This window comes from Caulobacter sp. FV1ye13L (assembly GCF_058681155.1).
Genome location: NZ_CM178732.1, coordinates 1,731,343 through 1,748,083, shown reverse-complemented (window position 1 = coordinate 1,748,083; position 16,741 = coordinate 1,731,343). Strand labels below are relative to the sequence as shown.

18 protein-coding genes and 1 pseudogene are annotated in these 16,741 nt (G+C 69.0%); 3 read left to right on the top strand and 16 right to left on the bottom strand.

The window, feature by feature from the left end; all coding sequences use genetic code 11:
• Window positions 1-207 precede the first annotated feature (207 nt).
• The 11 genes and pseudogenes from ACW176_RS08335 to ACW176_RS08285 form a co-directional block, all read right to left on the bottom strand.
• A pseudogene (locus tag ACW176_RS08335) lies at window positions 208-398 on the bottom strand (hypothetical protein); the annotation flags it as partial.
• A gap of 244 nt (window positions 399-642) precedes the next feature.
• On the bottom strand, window positions 643-1,461 hold the full coding sequence (gene folP / locus ACW176_RS08330) for a dihydropteroate synthase (RefSeq protein ID WP_492111590.1): 819 nt from the start codon (window positions 1,459-1,461) through the stop codon (window positions 643-645).
• Window positions 1,462-1,545: 84 nt separating this feature from the next.
• Complete coding sequence (gene ftsH, locus ACW176_RS08325; RefSeq protein WP_492111589.1) at window positions 1,546-3,417, bottom strand: ATP-dependent zinc metalloprotease FtsH; 1,872 nt, start codon at window positions 3,415-3,417, stop codon at window positions 1,546-1,548.
• A gap of 76 nt (window positions 3,418-3,493) precedes the next feature.
• On the bottom strand, window positions 3,494-4,723 hold the full coding sequence (tilS, locus tag ACW176_RS08320; RefSeq protein ID WP_492111588.1) for a tRNA lysidine(34) synthetase TilS: 1,230 nt from the start codon (window positions 4,721-4,723) through the stop codon (window positions 3,494-3,496).
• Window positions 4,714-5,556, bottom strand: coding sequence for a tol-pal system protein YbgF (gene ybgF / locus ACW176_RS08315; RefSeq protein WP_492111587.1), 843 nt, complete (start codon window positions 5,554-5,556; stop codon window positions 4,714-4,716). The genes tilS and ybgF overlap by 10 nt, the downstream gene beginning before the upstream one ends.
• A gap of 170 nt (window positions 5,557-5,726) precedes the next feature.
• Window positions 5,727-6,290 carry a peptidoglycan-associated lipoprotein Pal gene (pal, locus tag ACW176_RS08310; protein WP_419321383.1) on the bottom strand — a complete coding sequence of 188 codons (564 nt, stop codon included), beginning with the start codon at window positions 6,288-6,290 and terminating at the stop codon, window positions 5,727-5,729.
• Between the two features lie 173 nt (window positions 6,291-6,463).
• Entirely contained in the window at window positions 6,464-7,759 is a 1,296-nt protein-coding gene (gene tolB / locus ACW176_RS08305; protein WP_492111586.1) for a Tol-Pal system beta propeller repeat protein TolB, read from the bottom strand.
• A gap of 20 nt (window positions 7,760-7,779) precedes the next feature.
• Window positions 7,780-8,586, bottom strand: coding sequence for a cell envelope integrity protein TolA (gene tolA, locus ACW176_RS08300; RefSeq protein WP_492111585.1), 807 nt, complete (start codon window positions 8,584-8,586; stop codon window positions 7,780-7,782).
• Between the two features lie 7 nt (window positions 8,587-8,593).
• Window positions 8,594-9,112, bottom strand: a complete 519-nt coding sequence (locus ACW176_RS08295; RefSeq protein ID WP_492111584.1) for an ExbD/TolR family protein — start codon at window positions 9,110-9,112, stop codon at window positions 8,594-8,596.
• 4 nt (window positions 9,113-9,116) lie between these two features.
• Window positions 9,117-9,818 (bottom strand): protein TolQ, encoded by a 702-nt coding sequence (tolQ, locus tag ACW176_RS08290; protein ID WP_492058320.1) that lies wholly within the window; start codon window positions 9,816-9,818, stop codon window positions 9,117-9,119.
• 114 nt (window positions 9,819-9,932) lie between these two features.
• Window positions 9,933-10,391 (bottom strand): YbgC/FadM family acyl-CoA thioesterase, encoded by a 459-nt coding sequence (locus ACW176_RS08285; RefSeq protein ID WP_492111583.1) that lies wholly within the window; start codon window positions 10,389-10,391, stop codon window positions 9,933-9,935.
• Window positions 10,392-10,550: 159 nt separating this feature from the next.
• On the opposite strand from ACW176_RS08285, the gene ACW176_RS08280 reads away from it, so the two are divergent.
• Entirely contained in the window at window positions 10,551-10,727 is a 177-nt protein-coding gene (locus tag ACW176_RS08280; protein WP_492111582.1) for a CopG family transcriptional regulator, read from the top strand.
• Entirely contained in the window at window positions 10,727-11,002 is a 276-nt protein-coding gene (locus ACW176_RS08275) for a type II toxin-antitoxin system RelE/ParE family toxin (protein ID WP_492111581.1), read from the top strand. The genes ACW176_RS08280 and ACW176_RS08275 overlap by 1 nt, the downstream gene beginning before the upstream one ends.
• A gap of 8 nt (window positions 11,003-11,010) precedes the next feature.
• On the opposite strand, the gene ACW176_RS08270 is transcribed toward ACW176_RS08275, so the two are convergent.
• Genes ACW176_RS08270 through ruvC form a run of 4 tightly spaced genes read right to left on the bottom strand, consistent with a single transcriptional unit; the run spans window position 11,011 to window position 14,039 of the window.
• Window positions 11,011-11,862: an FtsW/RodA/SpoVE family cell cycle protein gene (locus ACW176_RS08270; RefSeq protein ID WP_492111580.1), complete on the bottom strand. Its 852-nt coding sequence runs from the start codon at window positions 11,860-11,862 to the stop codon at window positions 11,011-11,013.
• A gap of 4 nt (window positions 11,863-11,866) precedes the next feature.
• Entirely contained in the window at window positions 11,867-12,907 is a 1,041-nt protein-coding gene (gene ruvB / locus ACW176_RS08265; protein WP_492111579.1) for a Holliday junction branch migration DNA helicase RuvB, read from the bottom strand.
• Window positions 12,904-13,521 (bottom strand): Holliday junction branch migration protein RuvA, encoded by a 618-nt coding sequence (ruvA, locus tag ACW176_RS08260; RefSeq protein WP_492058323.1) that lies wholly within the window; start codon window positions 13,519-13,521, stop codon window positions 12,904-12,906. Before ruvA ends, ruvB begins: the two co-directional genes overlap by 4 nt.
• Window positions 13,518-14,039, bottom strand: a complete 522-nt coding sequence (gene ruvC / locus ACW176_RS08255) for a crossover junction endodeoxyribonuclease RuvC (RefSeq protein WP_492111894.1) — start codon at window positions 14,037-14,039, stop codon at window positions 13,518-13,520. Before ruvC ends, ruvA begins: the two co-directional genes overlap by 4 nt.
• Before the next feature lie 120 nt (window positions 14,040-14,159).
• Here ruvC and ACW176_RS08250 point away from each other — a divergent pair, with 120 nt between their 5' ends.
• Entirely contained in the window at window positions 14,160-15,569 is a 1,410-nt protein-coding gene (locus ACW176_RS08250) for a M20/M25/M40 family metallo-hydrolase (protein ID WP_492111578.1), read from the top strand.
• 188 nt (window positions 15,570-15,757) lie between these two features.
• On the opposite strand, the gene ACW176_RS08245 is transcribed toward ACW176_RS08250, so the two are convergent.
• The gene (locus tag ACW176_RS08245) at window positions 15,758-16,690 is read right to left on the bottom strand and encodes a nucleoside hydrolase (RefSeq protein WP_492111577.1); all 933 of its coding nucleotides are present in this window, start codon (window positions 16,688-16,690) and stop codon (window positions 15,758-15,760) included.
• Window positions 16,691-16,741: the final 51 nt, after the last annotated feature.

Below are 16,741 nucleotides of genomic sequence, written 5' to 3'. Positions count from 1 at the left end.
AGTATCCCCCTGAAGCCCAGCCCCGCTCGATCACCCCCCGCCGCCGCAATGGTCGCTGGCCTTGCGCCCTTTCCTCGCGACGAGGTGGGACAAGAATACGGGAGGTTTCGGCGCGTCTGACAGGCGCGATCAAGTTTCTTACAAGGCGTTGATTTCGTTGAAGTCGACTTTCGAAAGAACGGGGATGCCGCACGGTCCATCCCCATACCCTCTCGTCATTCCCGCCCTTGTGGCGGGAACCCCTGTTTCAGCTGACCCGTGAGACGCCAGCGAAGTGCGCGCGCACTTCGCCCCTCCCGCACCTGCGGCGGAGAGAGGGGTTCCCGCCACAAGGGCGGGAATGACGGTGATTTATGGGATTGGCGCGCCTCGCCCCCCTTCGCGCCGAAAGGAGCCATCCTTAAATCTCACGGCGAGACGATCGCCGGACTGGAAAGGTCTCTCAAGGACCGGTCTTCGACCGGCCGCTCCAGCCTCCAAGAGATTTAAGGATGAGCGTGACGCAGGGCGTCCGCCTGTTGGCCATGAGCCGAAGACCGCTTTCGACTCGTGTCGGACGTTTTGAACCCCTCTCTCATAGAGAGAGGGTTCCGAGGCCGCTCACCACCCCTAGCGGACCTTCAAAGCATCCGCCCCCGCCCCTCACGGCGCCGCCCGCACCGCCTCCCACACCGCCAGCGCCTGGGCCGTCTCGCGCACGTCGTGGGCCCGCACCGCCGCGACGCCCGCCGCCGCGCCGGCCAGGTGCGCCGCCAGGGAGCCGCCCAGACGCGCCCCGGCGGCCTCGCCCAAGGGGTCGATGGCGGCGATGAAGCGCTTGCGGCTGGCGCCCAGCAGCACCGGATAGCCCAGGGCGACAAGGCGCGGCAGGGCGGCGATCAGGGACAGGTTGTGCTGGAGCGTCTTGCCAAAGCCGATGCCGGGATCCAGCCAGATCTTGCCGCGCTCGACCCCCGCCGCCACGGCGGCGTCGGCGCGGGCCAGCAGGAAGGCCTGCACCTGCGCGACCACGTCGTCATAGACCGGGGCGTCCTGCATCGTGCCCGGCTCGCCCAGCATGTGCATCAGCACGACCTCGCAGCCCAGTTCGGCGGCGACTTGCGGCGCGTCGGGCGCGAAGCGCAGGGCGGCGACGTCGTTCCAGATGGTGGCCCCGGCCGCGACGGCGGCGCGGGCGACGGCCGGCTTCATGGTGTCGATCGAGATCATCACGTCGCTGTCGGCGCGGATCGCCTCGATCAACGGGATCACCCGGGCCAACTCGTCGGCTTGTGTGACCGGCGCGGCGCCGGGCCGGGTCGACTCGCCGCCGATGTCGAGGATGTCGGCGCCGTCGGCGATCAGCCGGCGGGCATGGGCCAGGGCCGAGGCGTGGTGCAGGAACCGGCCCCCGTCCGAAAAGCTGTCGGGCGTGACATTGACGATGCCCATGAGGCGGGGTCTGGCAGGGCTGACGGTCATGGCAGGTGTTGTAGGCCGCAGACGGCCCAAAGAAAAAGCCGGCCCCGCGAGGGACCGGCTTTTCCGTGTCGTCTGAAGAAGGCCTTAGGCCGTGACGCCCGTGGGCGAGATCGGCACCGAGGACATCGGCAGGGCCGGCTTCTTTTCGTCTTCGTCTTTGCGGTTGGGCTGGACGCCCTTCATGACGCCGATGATCTCGTCGCCGCTCAGGGTTTCGAACTCCAGCAGGGCCTTGGCGACCGCATGCAGGTTGTCCAGCTCCTCGGTCAGGATCCGGCGGGCCTCGTCCTCGCCGGTCTTGACCAGGCGGCGGACCTCGGCGTCGATCGTGATCATGGTCTCGGGCGAAACGTTCTGGGTGCGAGCCACGGAGTGACCCAGGAACACTTCGTCCTGGTTGTCGCCATAGGACACCGTGCCCAGCTTGTCGGAGAAGCCCCAGCGGGTGACCATGTTGCGGGCCAGGCCGGTGGCGGCGCTGATGTCGCTGGAGGCGCCCGAGGTGATCTTCTCCTTGCCGAAGATCAGTTCCTCGGCCACCCGGCCGGCCATCATGATCGCCAGGCGCGAGGTCATCATGTCGAAGCTCATCGAGTAGCGATCGCCCTCGGGAAGCTGCATGACCATGCCCAGGGCCCGGCCACGCGGCACGATGGTGGCCTTGTGGACCGGATCGGCGACGGGAACGCGCAGGGCCACCAGGGCGTGACCGCCCTCGTGATAGGCCGTCAGCTTCTTCTCGTCCTCGCTCATGGCCATCGAGCGACGCTCGGCGCCCATCATGACCTTGTCCTTGGCGTGCTCGAAGTCGTGCATGGTGACCATGCGACGCTCCTTGCGGGCCGCCGTCAGGGCCGCTTCATTGACCAGATTGGCCAGATCCGCGCCCGAGAAGCCGGGAGTGCCGCGCGCCAGGGTGCGCACGTCGACATCGGCGGCCAGGGGAACGTTCTTCATGTGGACGCGGATGATCTTCTCGCGACCGGCGACATCGGGATTGGGCACCACGACCTGACGGTCAAAACGGCCGGGACGCAGCAGGGCCGGGTCCAGAACGTCGGGACGGTTGGTGGCCGCGATCAGGATGATGCCTTCATTAGCCTCGAAGCCGTCCATCTCGACCAGCAGCTGGTTGAGGGTCTGTTCGCGCTCGTCGTTACCGCCACCCAGGCCGGCGCCGCGATGGCGACCGACGGCGTCGATTTCGTCGATGAAGATGATGCAGGGAGCGTTCTTCTTGGCCTGCTCGAACATGTCGCGCACGCGGCTGGCGCCGACGCCGACGAACATCTCGACGAAGTCGGAGCCCGAGATGGTGAAGAACGGCACGCCCGCCTCACCCGCGACGGCGCGGGCGATCAGGGTCTTGCCGGTGCCGGGAGGGCCGATCAGCAGGGCGCCCTTGGGGATCTTGCCGCCCAGGCGCTGGAACTTGGCCGGATCCTTCAGGAAATCGACGATCTCCTGCAGTTCTTCCTTAGCCTCGTCGACGCCGGCGACGTCGTCGAAGATCACCTTGTTCTTGTTCTCGGTCAGCAGGCGGGCCTTGGACTTGCCAAAGCCCATGGCGCCCTTGGCCCCGCCCTGCATCTGGCGCATGAAAAACACCCAGACGCCGATCACCAGAATGATCGGCAGCAGGTTGACCAGGATGGCCAGCACGCTGATGCCGCCACCCTTGAACTTGACGTCCGCGCCCCTCGCCACGAGGCGATTGACCAGTTCGTCCGAATTGTTCGGCGCGTTGACGGTGAGCACATTGCCCGAGCCGTCCTTGGCCGCCACGATCGGGCCGGCGATCTCGGCCGACTTGATTTCGCCGGCGTCCACCTTGCGCAGAAGCTGCGAATAGCTGATTTCGCCGCCAGCCTGGGTGTGCGAGGTCTGGTTGACGACAAAGACGCCGACCAGCACCGCAACGATGACCAGCCAGATGGCCGCATTCCTGAAATTCATACCCGTCGTCTTCCCAACGATAGCCTTCGACATCCCAAGATAGGGGGTCGCAAGCGCTTGCGCCACGCGTGCGTCGTCAGGTCACGCATTCTTGGTCGATCAGACCCGTCGCGGCCCTGAAACGATCCAGGAAGAGAGCCCGAATTCGCACACCCTCGCTGACTGCAAGAGCCGGGCCGCCGAGCATGGGACAAACGACGCCGCCGCTCGCCAAAGCCAAGGCGGGCAAGGCCTGGCGGGCTGCGGCGGGTGTGGCCTTGAGGGCGGCGCGCTGAGCTTTCGACAGGCTGGCGGCCAGGCCTTTCAGGGCGCGGACGGTGATGGCAACATTGCCGGCGGTAATTTCATAGCGGCCGTCCCAGACGCCGGTTTCATGCGGCCCCAGCGCCAGATCGGCCAGACCGCCCCGCGCCGACTCGCCCGCGTCCCTGTGGAATCGCACCGCGTCGGGGCCGGCCTCGGTTCGCGCGCCGGCCAGGGTGGCGGTGAACAGCTCACCCGATCGCAGCCGGGCGACCAGGCGCTCCAGTCGCTCGCCGCGCGGCGGACGCTCGGTCCCGGCGGCGCACAGGCAGGCGGCGGCGAGGTGGGCGGCGGCGGCGTCTCGCGGCAGGGCGATGACGCCCAGGGGGTCGCCTTCGAAGCTCGGGGGCTCGCGCCGCGCCGGCTCGGCGGCCGGCGCACCGGTCGCAGCCAGCGACCGCCGCGCCCGGGCGCGGGCCGAGCGCGGATCGTCATTGGCCGGGTCGTCCAGCCAGGTCTCGCCCCGCTCGCGCAAAAAGTCGCGCAGGTCCAAACGGCGCTGGTCCAGCAGGGGGCGCAGCAGGAAGACGTCCCGCCCCTCGGGCCAGACCGGAGACGGCGACCAGTCGCGCGGATCGGAGACGGTCGAGCCCTCGGACCGCATGGCGGCGGCTTCCATCCGATCGTCGGCGGTGTGACCCAGAAGCAGCACGCGCGCCCCGCCGACGCGGGCGGCCTGGGCCAGCAGGGCGTGACGGGCTCGGCGGGCGGCGGCCGAAAGGCCCGCGGTCGGCTTGCCACCCGTCCAGGCCACGGAGAGGGCGTTCGCGCCGAGATCGCGCGCGTGGGTGACCGCCTCGCGGGTCCAGGCGGCGCTGGCCGGCTGCAGCTGATGGTCGACGGTCAGGCTCAGCACCGGACGGCCGTGCGCCCGGGCCCAGTCCAGGGTGAGGATCAGCAGGGCCAGGGAGTCGCCCCCGCCGGAAAAGCCGACCGCAATGGGCGCGCGGCTCGCGGGATCCAGCCGCCGGTCGAGGGCGGCCGAAATCCCTGCTAGGCGCACTTGGCCGCGACGCGGGTCGAGGCGGCGCGCGACACGACGGCCGGCGGGGCCTTGGGATAGCGCTTGGCCAGCTCGTCCAGCGTCTTGCAGGCGTCGGCGGGCTTTTTCAGCGCCACCAGCGCGCGCGACAGCTTCAGGGTGGCGTCGGGCGCCCAGCCGGTCTGCGGCCAGCCGCGCACGGCGCCCAGAAAGGCCCCGGCGGCGTCGCCATAGGCTTCGCGCACGAACAGGGTCTCGCCCAGCCAGTAACGGGCTTCGGGCGCCTTGGGGTTGTCGGGATAGTTGGTCACATAGGCCAAGAAGGCGGCCTCGGCATTGGCGTAGTCGCCGTCCAGCAGGAACTGCCGGGCCTGCTTGAAGGCCACGGCCGGATCGGCCGGCGGCGCGGGCGGGGCCGGCGTCTCGGCCACCTGGGCGGCCTCGACGGCGGCGGTCTCCAGGGCGGTCAGCTTGGCCTCGAGCGCCGCGAGACGGGCCTCCAGCGCGTCGCTGCGGGTCTTCTGTTCGGTCGTGGCCCGGCGGGCCTGGTCCAGGTCGTGGGTCAGGGTCTCGTTCTGGCCGTTGACGCGCTGCAGGGTCTGTTCCAGATCGCCGATACGCTCGCCCAGGGTCAGGATCTGGGCCTCGGTCTCGGCCGGCTGCACCACGACCGGCTTGCCGGTGTCGCGGCCCTGGAACACGATCGACCGCAGCTCGCGGACCACCTTCTCCATGCGCTCGACGCGCTTGACCGAGCGATCGTCCAGCGGATCTTCGGGCATGGGAGTCTGGGCCACGGCCGGCAAGGCTGCGGACACCAGCAGGGCGGCGAGCAGAACGGATTTAAGCTTCATGTCGGCGATTATGCCCTGATTGCGGACAAAAGTGGGGCGACGAAAAACAAAGCCCTCCCCCTTTGATGGGAGAGGGTTGGGTGGGGGTGACGCGGTGCTGGACGGACCAACCGCCGCATCACCCCCATCCCTACCCTTCCCCCATCAAGGGGGAAGGGTTCCGTCTTGTGCTAGCGCGCGCCGTCGGTGATGGCGGTGCGGGCGTTACGGTTCTTGGCCCAGGCTTCTTCCGACGAACCGGCGTCGATCGGACGTTCCTTGCCGTAGGACAGGGTCTCGATGCGCGCGCCCGAAACGCCCTGGCTGACCAGGAAGTCGCGGACGGCGTTGGCGCGGCGGGCGCCCAGGGCGAGGTTGTATTCGCGGGTGCCGCGTTCGTCGGCATTGCCTTCGATGCGGACGCGGACGGCCGGATAGCGGTTCAGCCACTGGGCCTGGGCGCCGAGCACCGGCTGGGCGTCGCTGCGCACGACATATTCGTCCGTGTCGAAATAGATGCGCTCGCCGATATTGATGACGAAGTCCTGGACCGAGCCGGGGACCGCGCCCTGGCTGACCGGCGAGGTCGGCGGGGTGTAGGGCGCGCTGGGGCTGGCGGGCTCGCTCGGCGCCACGGGGGCGGGACCGGCCGGCGTCGGCCGCGAAGCGCAGGCGGCGAGAGAGGCGGCCGCCAAACCGATCAGCGCCAGTCTAGCGGCGCGCTTGGTGTCGAAGTTCATCCAGTTTCTCCTCAAAACCTCGGTTCGGACCAGTTGGATACCCTTCAAGCACCTCAACGGGACAATGAAAACGCCCGACCAAGCCTCACAATGGCGTCAGATCACCCTGTCGCGACCTTGATTCACTTGCAAGGCGAACCGTCACAACAAACGTCGCCGAACAGTCGAGGTTGCTCGACCGTCCAGATTCAGTCCAGCAACGGCGACCAGGCCGGATCGGAGGCTTGGCCCTGATAGGCGGCCGGACGCAGGATGCGGCCGGTGATGTCGACGGTCCACAGGCGCGGCGTGCCGCTCTGGCTCTCGCGGAAGTACATCAGCACCCGGCCGTTCGGCGCCCAGGTCGGGCCCTCGTCCAGATAGCTGGTGGTCAGCAGGCGCTCGTCGCTGCCATCGGTGCGCATGACGCCAATGTGGAACTGGCCGGAAAGCTGCTTGGTGAAGGCGATGAAGTCGCCGCGCGGGCTCCAGACGGGCGTCGTATAGCGGCCGCCGCCATAAGAGATGCGCCGCACGCCCGAGCCGTCGGCGTTCATCATGTAGAGCTGGGCCTGGCCGCCACGGTCGGAGTTGAAGACGATCTTGCTGCCGTCTGGCGAGAACGATGGCGAGGTGTCGATCGACGGATCGGTGGTGATGCGGGTCGACTGGCGGCTGCGCAGGTCCAGCACATAGATGTCGCTGTTGCCGCCCTTCTCGACCGAGAAGGCCACCTTGCTGCCGTCGGGCGAGAAGCGCGGGGCGAAGACCATGCCCGGGAACTTGCCGACCGTTTCCTGGCGGCTGGTCTCGAGATTGAGGAGATAGATCGACGAGCCGGTCGGCCGCAGGGCCATATAGGTCAGCTCCTGGCTGGTGGCCGAGAAGCGTGGGGTCATGACGATATAGGAGCCGTCGGTCAGGAACTGCGGATTGGCGCCGTCCTGGTCCATGATCGCCAGGCGCTTGATGCGGGCCATCTTGGGGCCGCTCTCGGCGACGAAGGCGACGCGGGTGTCGAAATAGCCCTTTTCGCCGGTCAGCCGCTCATAGACGGCGTCGCTGATCTTGTGGGCCACGCGGCGCCAGTTGTCGGGCGTGGAGCTGAACTGCAGGCCCAGCAGTTGCTGCTGGCTGAACACGTCCCACAGGCGGAAATCGACGCGCAGGCCGCCGTCGGCGCCCACCGTCACCTGGCCGTTGATCAGGGCCTGGGCCCCGGTGGCCTGCCAGTCGGGAAAGCGCGGCTGGACGTTCACGTCGGGCAGCTTGTCGGGCACAGCCGAGACGTTCAGCGGCTGGAACAGGCCTGAGCGCTCCAGATTGCCGGTGATGACCTGGGCGATCTCGGCCCCGCGTCCTGCGCCGGAGAAGGCGGGCACGGCGATCGGCAGCGGCTTGACCGCGCCGGCGTTGATGTCGACCTCGATCTGGGCGGCGGCCGGCGAGACCATGGCCCCGCCCAGCAAGGCGGCGACCATCAGAAGCAGAGCTTTCAGGCGCATCACATTCCCCTTGGGCGTCATCATCGCGTGCAAGCCTGTTTTGCGTTGAAGTTCAGGGCTATTTTCTGACCGTAGAGATCAGACGGCAGATAAGCGAACGGCGAAGCCTGCAACAGCGCGCGAACCGCGCGGTCGGAGGCGGCCTTGACCACCGGATCGGGCGATGTGGTGCCAGGCGACTCTGGCTGGCCGATCACGCGGCCGCCCGGTCCGATCACGAACACCACCCGCACATTGACGTTCGAGCCGCCCTCGACCTCGCAATTGGGGTTCCAGCGATCCTGGACCTCGCCCTGCAGGCGGCCCAGGGCCGCGGCCGACAGGCCGGTGGCGGCGCCGGCGGCGGGACGGGCTGAAACCGAGGTCTCCGCCCGGCTGGGCCCCTTGGGCGCATTGGCGGCGGGTTTGCCGGTCGATTTCTTGGTCTTGGACAGCGACGCCTCCATCGAGGCGAAGAAGTCATCATTGGCCTTGGCTGGGGCCGGCTTCTTGGCCGGAGTCGGCGTGGGCGTCGGCTTGGGCGCGGCCTTGGACGGCGGGGTCGGCGCGGGGGTCGGAACCGGCGCAGGCACTGGGGCCGGCGGGGTCGGCGTGGCCTCGGCGACCGGCTCTTCGGTCAGGGCCGTCTGGTCTTCCAGCGCCTCTTCGGCTGGCCGCACATTGGTGGGGCCCTGGGTGACGATGGTCACCGGTACGCTCTCGCCCAGGGTGATGGGCACGGGCTTCTTCCACGGCAGGCCGATCAGGATCGCCGCCGCCACCAGCCCGTGCAGCGCGACCGACCCGATCAGGGCGGGCGAGAATCCGATTTCAGCACGCCGGGCCATCAGCGACCTATTGGGCCGGCCGCAGGTCGCCCGAGCCCTCGGGCTGGGCGTCTAGCGGGGCCGCGCCCGACGAAGGGCCGCCCGTCTCGGTGATCAGGTTGATCTTGGCGAAGCCAGCGTTCGACAGCGCCGCCATGGTCTGGGCGACCACGGCATAGGTCGCCGCGCCGTCGGCCCGCACGAACAGCGGCTTGTCATAGCCGTCGCCGGCGATGGCGGTGATGCGCGGCGCCAGGTTCTCGAAGGCGATCTCGGTCTCGCCGACGAAGATCTTGCCGGCGCGATCGATCGACACGGTGATCGGCTCCTGCTGGTTTTGCAGGGCGGCGGCCTCGGTCTTGGGCAGCTCCAGCGGCACGCCGGCGGTCAGCAGCGGGGCGCTGATCATGAAGATGATCAGCAGCACCAGCATCACGTCGACCAGCGGGGTGACATTGATCTCGGACAGGGCCCCGCGCGAGCGGCGGCCGCGCCGGCGACCGCGGCGCCCGCCGGTGGCGAAGGCGTCGTTGGCGGACATCGACATCGGTCTAGACCCGCTCGGCCAGGCGACGCTGGATCGCGGTCGACAGGTCGTCGGCGAAGCCTTCCAGGCGGCCGGCATACTTGCCCGCGTCGGTCGAGAACTTGTTGTAGGCGATATAGGCCGGGATGGCGGCGACCAGGCCGATGGCGGTGGCGAACAGGGCCTCGGCGATCGACGGGGCCACCACGGCCAGCGAGGTGTTCTTCGAGATGGCGATGGCCTGGAAGGCGTGCATGATGCCCCACACCGTGCCGAACAGGCCGATGAACGGGCTGGCGGTGGCGACGATGGCCAGGCTGCCCAGGCCCTCTTCGACCTTGGCGCTCTCGCGGGCGATCATGGTGTCCATGATCCGGTCGATGCGCTGGATCAGGAAGGCGGCCTGATTTTCGCTGATGGCGCCGCGCGACTTGGCCTCGCGCCATTCCTTCAGCGCCGCCTGCAGCATGCGCGGCAGCGGATGGCGCGGATTGGCGCCGGCCTCTCCGGCCACGTCTTCCAGCGAGCGGCCGGCCCCGACCTGGCTCTCGAAGCGGTCGGCGGCGCGGTTGAGCGCGGCGAAGCGGAACAGCTTGTCCAGAATCACGGCCCACGAGCCCAGCGAGGCGAGGATCAGGCCGACCATCACCCCCTTCACAACCCAGTCGGCCTGCATGAACAGGGCGAGGAACGAGAAATTGGCGGGGGCGGCTGCGGCGGCGTCCATGCGGGGGATCCTGCTCCGTTCGGGCGTCTGTATCGGTCTAGCGTCTTACTGGCATGAAGCGGCGCTTTGGTGAAACTATGACAATCACCGGGAGAGCCTGAAAATTCCCCGCGCTCAGATTTCGGTCCCAGCGGCGGGCTCAAGCCACGGGGCCATCTGGGCCAGCATCTGCGCCGTCGGCCTGCGCGGCCGCCCGTCCAGGGTGATGCAGACCGCCACGCCCGAGGCCTGGCAGATCACCTCCTCGCCGCGCGTGATCTTCTGGCTCACGAACAGGCGCGGCCCCTTGATGCTGTCATAGGTGGTGCGAACCACCAGGGCGTCGTCGATCCGCGCCGAACGCTTGAAGTCCAGCTCCATGCGGATGATCGCGAACGCGGTGTCGGCCTGGGCCAGCTCAGTGTGCGAGATGCCGATCAGCCGGAAGAAGTCGCTCCGCCCCCGCTCGAAATAGCGCAGATAGTTGGCGTGATAGACGATGCCGGAAAAGTCGGTGTCTTCGTAATAGATCCGGACGGGCAGCTGGTGCTCTCGGCCGTCGAAGCCGCCGGCGGTGGGGTCTGGGGTGGTCATCTACGCTCCGGCGCGCCCTGGGGTCCGGAGAGTATAGGTTGGTCAGGCAAGGGCGATAAGCCCGCTGGCGAAATCGGTACTGCCGCCAAAGGCGCAAAGGTGAAAATTCAATCTGGAATTGATTATGGACTTTCGCGCTCGCCATGATAAATTCTGGCCATGAAGATCGAACCCGCCATCTTCGATGAAACGGACGATGCCGCTGAAGCCGCCGCCGACGCGCGCGCAGAAGCCGACATCGCGGCGGGTCGCGTCATCAGCCATGAAGCCGTGAGCCGCTGGCTCAAGTCATGGTCCGACGGCGCGCCCACGCCGGCGCCCAAACCGGGCGACTAGTGCGGCGGATCATCTGGACGGCCGAGGCCGTGTCCAATCTCGAAAGCATCTTCGCCTACGTGTCGGCGTTTAATGCCTCCTCGGCTGTTCGCCTGGCGCAACGCCTTCAATCGGCGGCCGACAGTCTGGCCATGCATCCAGACCGTGGGCGTGAGACCGTCCGTGGATTGCGAGAGCTTGCGATCATCCACCCTTACCTGATCCGCTACAGGGTCAGGGACGATGCCGTTCTCATCCTGCGGATCCGTCATGGCGCTCAGGACGTCGAGGCCTGAGGCCTGGATCATGGCGCCGGATTGCTCTGGCTGGCGGGCTCGCCGAGCACGAGGCCGACGGACAGGCCCCAGGCCAGGATCGGCGCGGCGCCGTAACCCAGGACCGGCGCAGGATAGTTGCCAAACAGGTTGGCGAAAATCCAGCCCGCCCACAATGCCGCAAGGGCCAGGGCTTCGGCGCGTCGCTCGGGCCGGCTGGCGGCGACCAGGAGAAACGGTGCGGGCAGGCTGAACATCAAAATCGCCGTCAGGGCGCCGATCACGGGACTGGCGGCGAAGCTGGCGCTGATCAGCCCTTCGACATAGGGCACGGCCGGCAGCGTGTCGGGTTCGGTCCAGGCGGCATAGGCGAACACGGCGGCGACGGCGACCACGGCCCAGGGGAGCATCTGGCGCGGGCGCTGGACCAGCGTTGCCGCGCCGATCGCCAGGGCCCAGGCCAGGGACGAGGCGGCGTCGTGCTGATAGAGCAGCGCAAAGCTCAGGCCGGCGGCCAGAGGGGCGACGCGCCGGTCCTCGAAACCTCTCGCGACGGCCCACACCGCCAGGGGCAGGACCAGGAAGGCCGTGTGCAGTTGCACTGGTCCCAAGGCCAGCCAGCGCCGTGCGCCCTCCAGGACAGAGCCGGTCATCAGGGTCCAGACCAGGGCCAGGGCGCAGGCGGCGATCAGCAGCCAGTACCGCCAGCGGGCCTTGCGCCAGAAGCGCGCGACCACCAGCGTCAGGCCAAGGGCGATGACGGCGGCCAGGGTCTGCAGCGCCAGCGCGTTGGCGCCGGCGCCGGCCGCGCCGATCGCCGCCAGGGAAACTCCGAAACAGGCCGCCGCCTGAATGGCGGTCACGAACCGGATACCGCGCATGGCTCTACGCCTCCCCGAACAGGCCGCCCTGAGCCGGCGGCGCGGCGGGCGGCGTCAGCCCCAGGTGCAGATACGCCTTGCCGCAGGCCACCCGGCCGCGCGGGGTGCGCTGGATGAAGCCCTGCTGCATCAGATAGGGCTCGATGACGTCTTCCACCGCGTCGCGGGACTCGGCGATGGCGTAGGCGATGGTCTCGACCCCGGCCGGACCGCCGCCATAGTGCTCGATCAGGGCGCGCAGATAGCGGCGGTCCAGGCTGTCGAGACCGACCTCGTCGACCTCCAGCCGGGCCAGCGCCATGCCGGCCGCCTTGCGGTCGATCACGGTGGCGCCGTCGGCCTCGGCGAAGTCGCGGACCCGGCGCAGCAGGCGGCCGGCGACGCGGGGCGTGCCCCGGGCCCGGGCGGCGATCTCGGCGGCGCCGTCTTCCGACAGCGGCGCGCCCATCTTGCGGGCCGCGCCCAGCAGCACGTGTTTCAGCTCGGCGTGGGTGTAGAATTCCAACCGGATCGGGATGCCGAAGCGGTCGCGCAGCGGCGTCGCCAGCATGCCCGCCCGGGTCGTCGCCGCCACCAAGGTAAAGGGGGCCAGGTCGATGCGGATCGAGCGGGCCGAGGGCCCCTCGCCGATCACCAGGTCCAGCACATGGTCTTCCATGGCCGGATACAGGATCTCCTCGACGTTCGACGACAGGCGGTGGATCTCGTCGATGAACAGAACGTCGTTGGCTTCCAGATTGGTCAGGATCGCCGCCAGGTCGCCGGGCTTGTTCAGCACCGGGCCCGAGGTGGCGCGGAAGTTCACCCCCAGCTCGCGGGCGACGATCTGGGCCAGGGTGGTCTTGCCCAGGCCGGGCGGGCCAAACAGCAGCACATGGTCCAGGGCCTCGCCCCGGCCCTTGGCGGCCTCGATGAAGACGCGCAGATTGCTCTTGGCCTGCTCCTGGCCGACGAACTCGGCCAGGGTCTGCGGCCGCAGGGCCTTGTCGGCGGCCAGCGGGACGGCTTCGTGGGGCTGGGCTTCGCCGGAGATGATGCGGGTCAACGCCCGAGCTCCTGCAGCCCGGCCTTGATCAGAGCCTGAACCGTCGCCTCTTCACCCAGCTTGGCGGCGGCCGCCTCGACGACGCGGCGGGCGTTCACTTCCGCCACACCCAGGCCCATCAGAGCCGCCACAGCGTCGCCGGTCGGGGCGGGCTTGGCCTTCACAGGCGCGGAGCCCGAGGTCGGCGCAGTCATCAGCACCGGACCGTCGGTGATCGGCTTGTCCTTCAGCTCCGTGACGATCCGCAGGGCCAGCTTGGGCCCCACGCCCGAGGCGCGGCCGACGGCGGCCTTGTCCTCGCGGGCCACCGCCGAAGCCAGCTCGGCCGGCGACAGGATGTCCAGCACCGCCATCGCCGCCTTGGGCCCGACGCCCTGGATGGCCTGCAGCAGCACGAAGGCGCGGCGGTCCTCGCGGGTGGCGAAACCATAGAGCCGCAGGCCGGCGCTTTCGCTCCACTGGCTCTCGATGTGCAGCAGGGCCTCTTCGCCCAGGGCGGGCAGGCGCGACAGGGTGCGGCCGCCGCAGCGGACCACATAGCCCACGCCCATCACGTCGATCAGGGCCTCTTCCTCGCCGACCTCGGCGACGGCCCCGCGCAATCTGCCGATCATGCGACCCTCCGGTTGGCGACGCGCAGATTGGCGTGGGTGATGGCGACGGCCAGCGCGTCGGCGCAGTCGGCCGTGGTCTTGCCGGCCGTGGGCAGCAGGCGGGCGATCATGAAGCCGATCTGGGCCTTGTCGGCCGCCCCGGTGCCGACCACCGCCTTCTTGACCAGCCGGGTCGAATATTCGGCCACCAGCAGGCCGGCGCGGGCCGGCGCGATCAGGGCGGCGGCGCGGGCGTGGCCCAGCTTCAGCGTGGATTGGGCGTTGGTGTTGAGGAACACCTCCTCGACCGCCGCCTCATCGGGTCTGTGCTGCTCGATCACCGCGCAGATGCCTTCGAACAGATGCAGCAGGCGCTGGGCAAAGTCGGCCTTCTCGTCGGGCGCGATCACCCCGTGGGCGACGTGGCTCATGCGCGAGCCCTCGACCGCGATCACGCCCCAGCCGGTGCGGCGCAGGCCGGGGTCAAGGCCCAGGATCCGGATCGGGATGCGATTCATGTTCATCATGTGTTCTCGCAACATCGCCTGTTCCGCGCCCGAGGAAAAGCCCCTGTATTGCTAACGCGAGCTTAACGGCGGCCCTTGCGCGCGGCCGCGCGCCGGGCTCTCCTCCCGCCCAGTTCATTGGGAGATGATTTGATGCGTTTGGCGGGATGGATGACGACGGCGGCCGTGCTGGCCCTGCCGATGGCGGCGAACGCTCAGGCGACGCCTCGCCCCGACCAGCTGAAGTTCCGCGAGCTCTACAAGGAGCTGGTCGAGATCAACACCACCCTGTCGGTCGGCAGCTGCACCGTGGCCGCGCAGGCCATGGGCGCGCGTCTGAAGGCCGCCGGCTATCCAGAGGCCGACGTCAAGGTCGTCGTCGAGCCCAAGCATCCCCGCGAGGGCTCGCTGGTGGCCGTGCTGCAGGGGACCGACCCCAAGGCCAAGCCCATGCTGCTGCTGGCCCACATCGACGTCGTCGAGGCCAACCGCGCCGACTGGACCCGCGACCCGTTCGTTCTGGTCGAGGAGAACGGCTATTTCTACGGACGCGGCGCCTCGGACGACAAGGCCCAGGCCGCCATCTGGGCCGACAGCATGGTCCGGCTGAAGCAGGAAGGCTTCAAGCCAAAGCGCGACATCAAGATGGCCCTGACCTGCGGCGAGGAAAGCGAGGGCTATAACGGCATCGAGGACCTGCTGAAGAACCACCGCGCCCTGGTCGACGCCGAGTTCGCGCTCAACGAAGGCGCCGACGGCCTGCTCGATGATCAGGGCAAGGAAGTCGTGCTCGAGGTCCAGGCCGGCGAAAAGGTCTATCAGGACTTCACCCTGACGGTGACCAACCCGGGCGGCCACTCCAGCCGGCCCGTGCCCGCCAACGCCATCTACCAGCTGTCGGCGGCGCTGGACCGGATCGGCGCCTATCAGTTCCCGCCGCGCTTCATCGACGCCACCCGGGGCTATTTCACCCAGATGCAGCCCCGCGTGCCGGCCCCGCAGGCTGCGGCCATGAAGGCCCTGGTCGCCAATATCGAGGACCCCGAGGCGCTGAAGGTCGTCACGGCCGATCCGATGTGGAACTCGATGCTGCGCACCACCTGCGTCGCCACCATGGTCAGCGCCGGCCACGCGCCCAATGCCCTGCCCCAGCGCGCCACAGCCAACGTCAATTGCCGCATCCTGCCGGGCACGCCGGTCGAGGAGGTCAAGGCCAAGCTGTCGGAGGTCGCCGCCGATCCGGCCGTCGCCTTCACTCTGGCCCATGAGGCCAAGGCCGCCTCGCCGCCGCCGGCCCTGACGCCCGCGATCATGGGCCCGATCAACAAGCAGGCCGCCAAGCTGTGGCCCGGCGTGCCGATCGTGCCGATCCTGCTGACCGGCGCCACCGATGGCGTCCACACCAACGCCGCCGGCATCCCGACCTATGGCGTCACCGGCCTGTTCGGCGGCTCGGACGGCGACGGCATCCACGGCCTGAACGAGCGCATGCGGGTCAAGTCGCTGTATGACGGGCGCGATTTCCTGCACGGCCTGATCAAGGACTATGCCGGCGGGAAGTAGGGCGCCTTGCGGTGATGCTCCCCCTCTGGGGGAGCTGTCGCCCCCGGGTCCGACCGCAGGTCGGCCCGAGGATAAACTCCGCGACTGAGGGGGCAGCGCAGGCGTAGATATGCTTTGCGCCATCTGGATTGGCGCCGCGTGGCCCCCTCCGGCCCTCCGGGCCACCTCCCCCAAAAGGGGAGGATCTGTCAGGCCGCCACAGACCTGGTCCCAAACAGAGTCGCAAGGATCAGCCGCTCCACCGCCGCGACATCGACGTCTACGCAGACCTCGGCATTCGGCGCGCCGTCGATGCGGTCGATGCGGCCCTGGCGCACCCCGTCGACCGACACCCGCAACCGCGCCGGCTCGAAGGTGAAGGCGTCCGGCGCGATCAGGCTGGCGGCGGCCACGGCGTCATGCGGATGGCAGGACTCCACCGTGCCCCAGACCTGGGCGTGGAAGTCGATATAGCCGCCCACCGCCCGGTTGAGCCGGGCCGAGAGCGGCGAGCCGCAACAGGCCGAGCCGGCCTCCAGCGCCGCGCGGGTCAGGGTGACCCGGCTGGAGATATCCATCGGCATAAGACGTGGGCGAACCCCGGCCTCGAGCACCCGCTGCAAGGCCTCCGGATCGCTCCAGCTGTTGAAGTCGGCCCCGCCGGCGGCCTTGCCCTCGACGGCGAAGGCGCCGGCCATGATGGTCGGGCGCCAATCCCGAAAGGCGACCGGATCGTCCAGCAGGCCCTGGGCCAGGTTGGTCAGGGGGCCCAGGAACAGGCCGGTGATCCGGCGACGGGCGGCGAAGGCCAGCAGGCTGACCCCGTGGCCGCGATCCAGCTCGGGCAGTTTCCAGCGCTGCGAGAACCCTGCGCCGTTCAGCCCATCAGCGCCATGAGCCGGCCGCATGCGTTCGACCCGCCGCTTGGCCAGACCAGACCCCGCGCCGATATAGACCTCGGCCCCGCAGCCGGCGAGCCGCAAGACCCCCCGGGCATTGGCGGCGGCCTGGTCGACATAGGTGTTGCCAAACACCGCCGAGACCGAGCCCACCTCGATACTGTCGTGCGCTCGCGCCAGCATGGCCAGCGCCAGGGCATCGTCCACGCCGCAGTCGGTATCGATGTGCAAACGCAGGGTCATGCGCTCAGTGTAGCCGAGGGGGCATGACGGAGAGAAGGGCGCTGTGCGCCT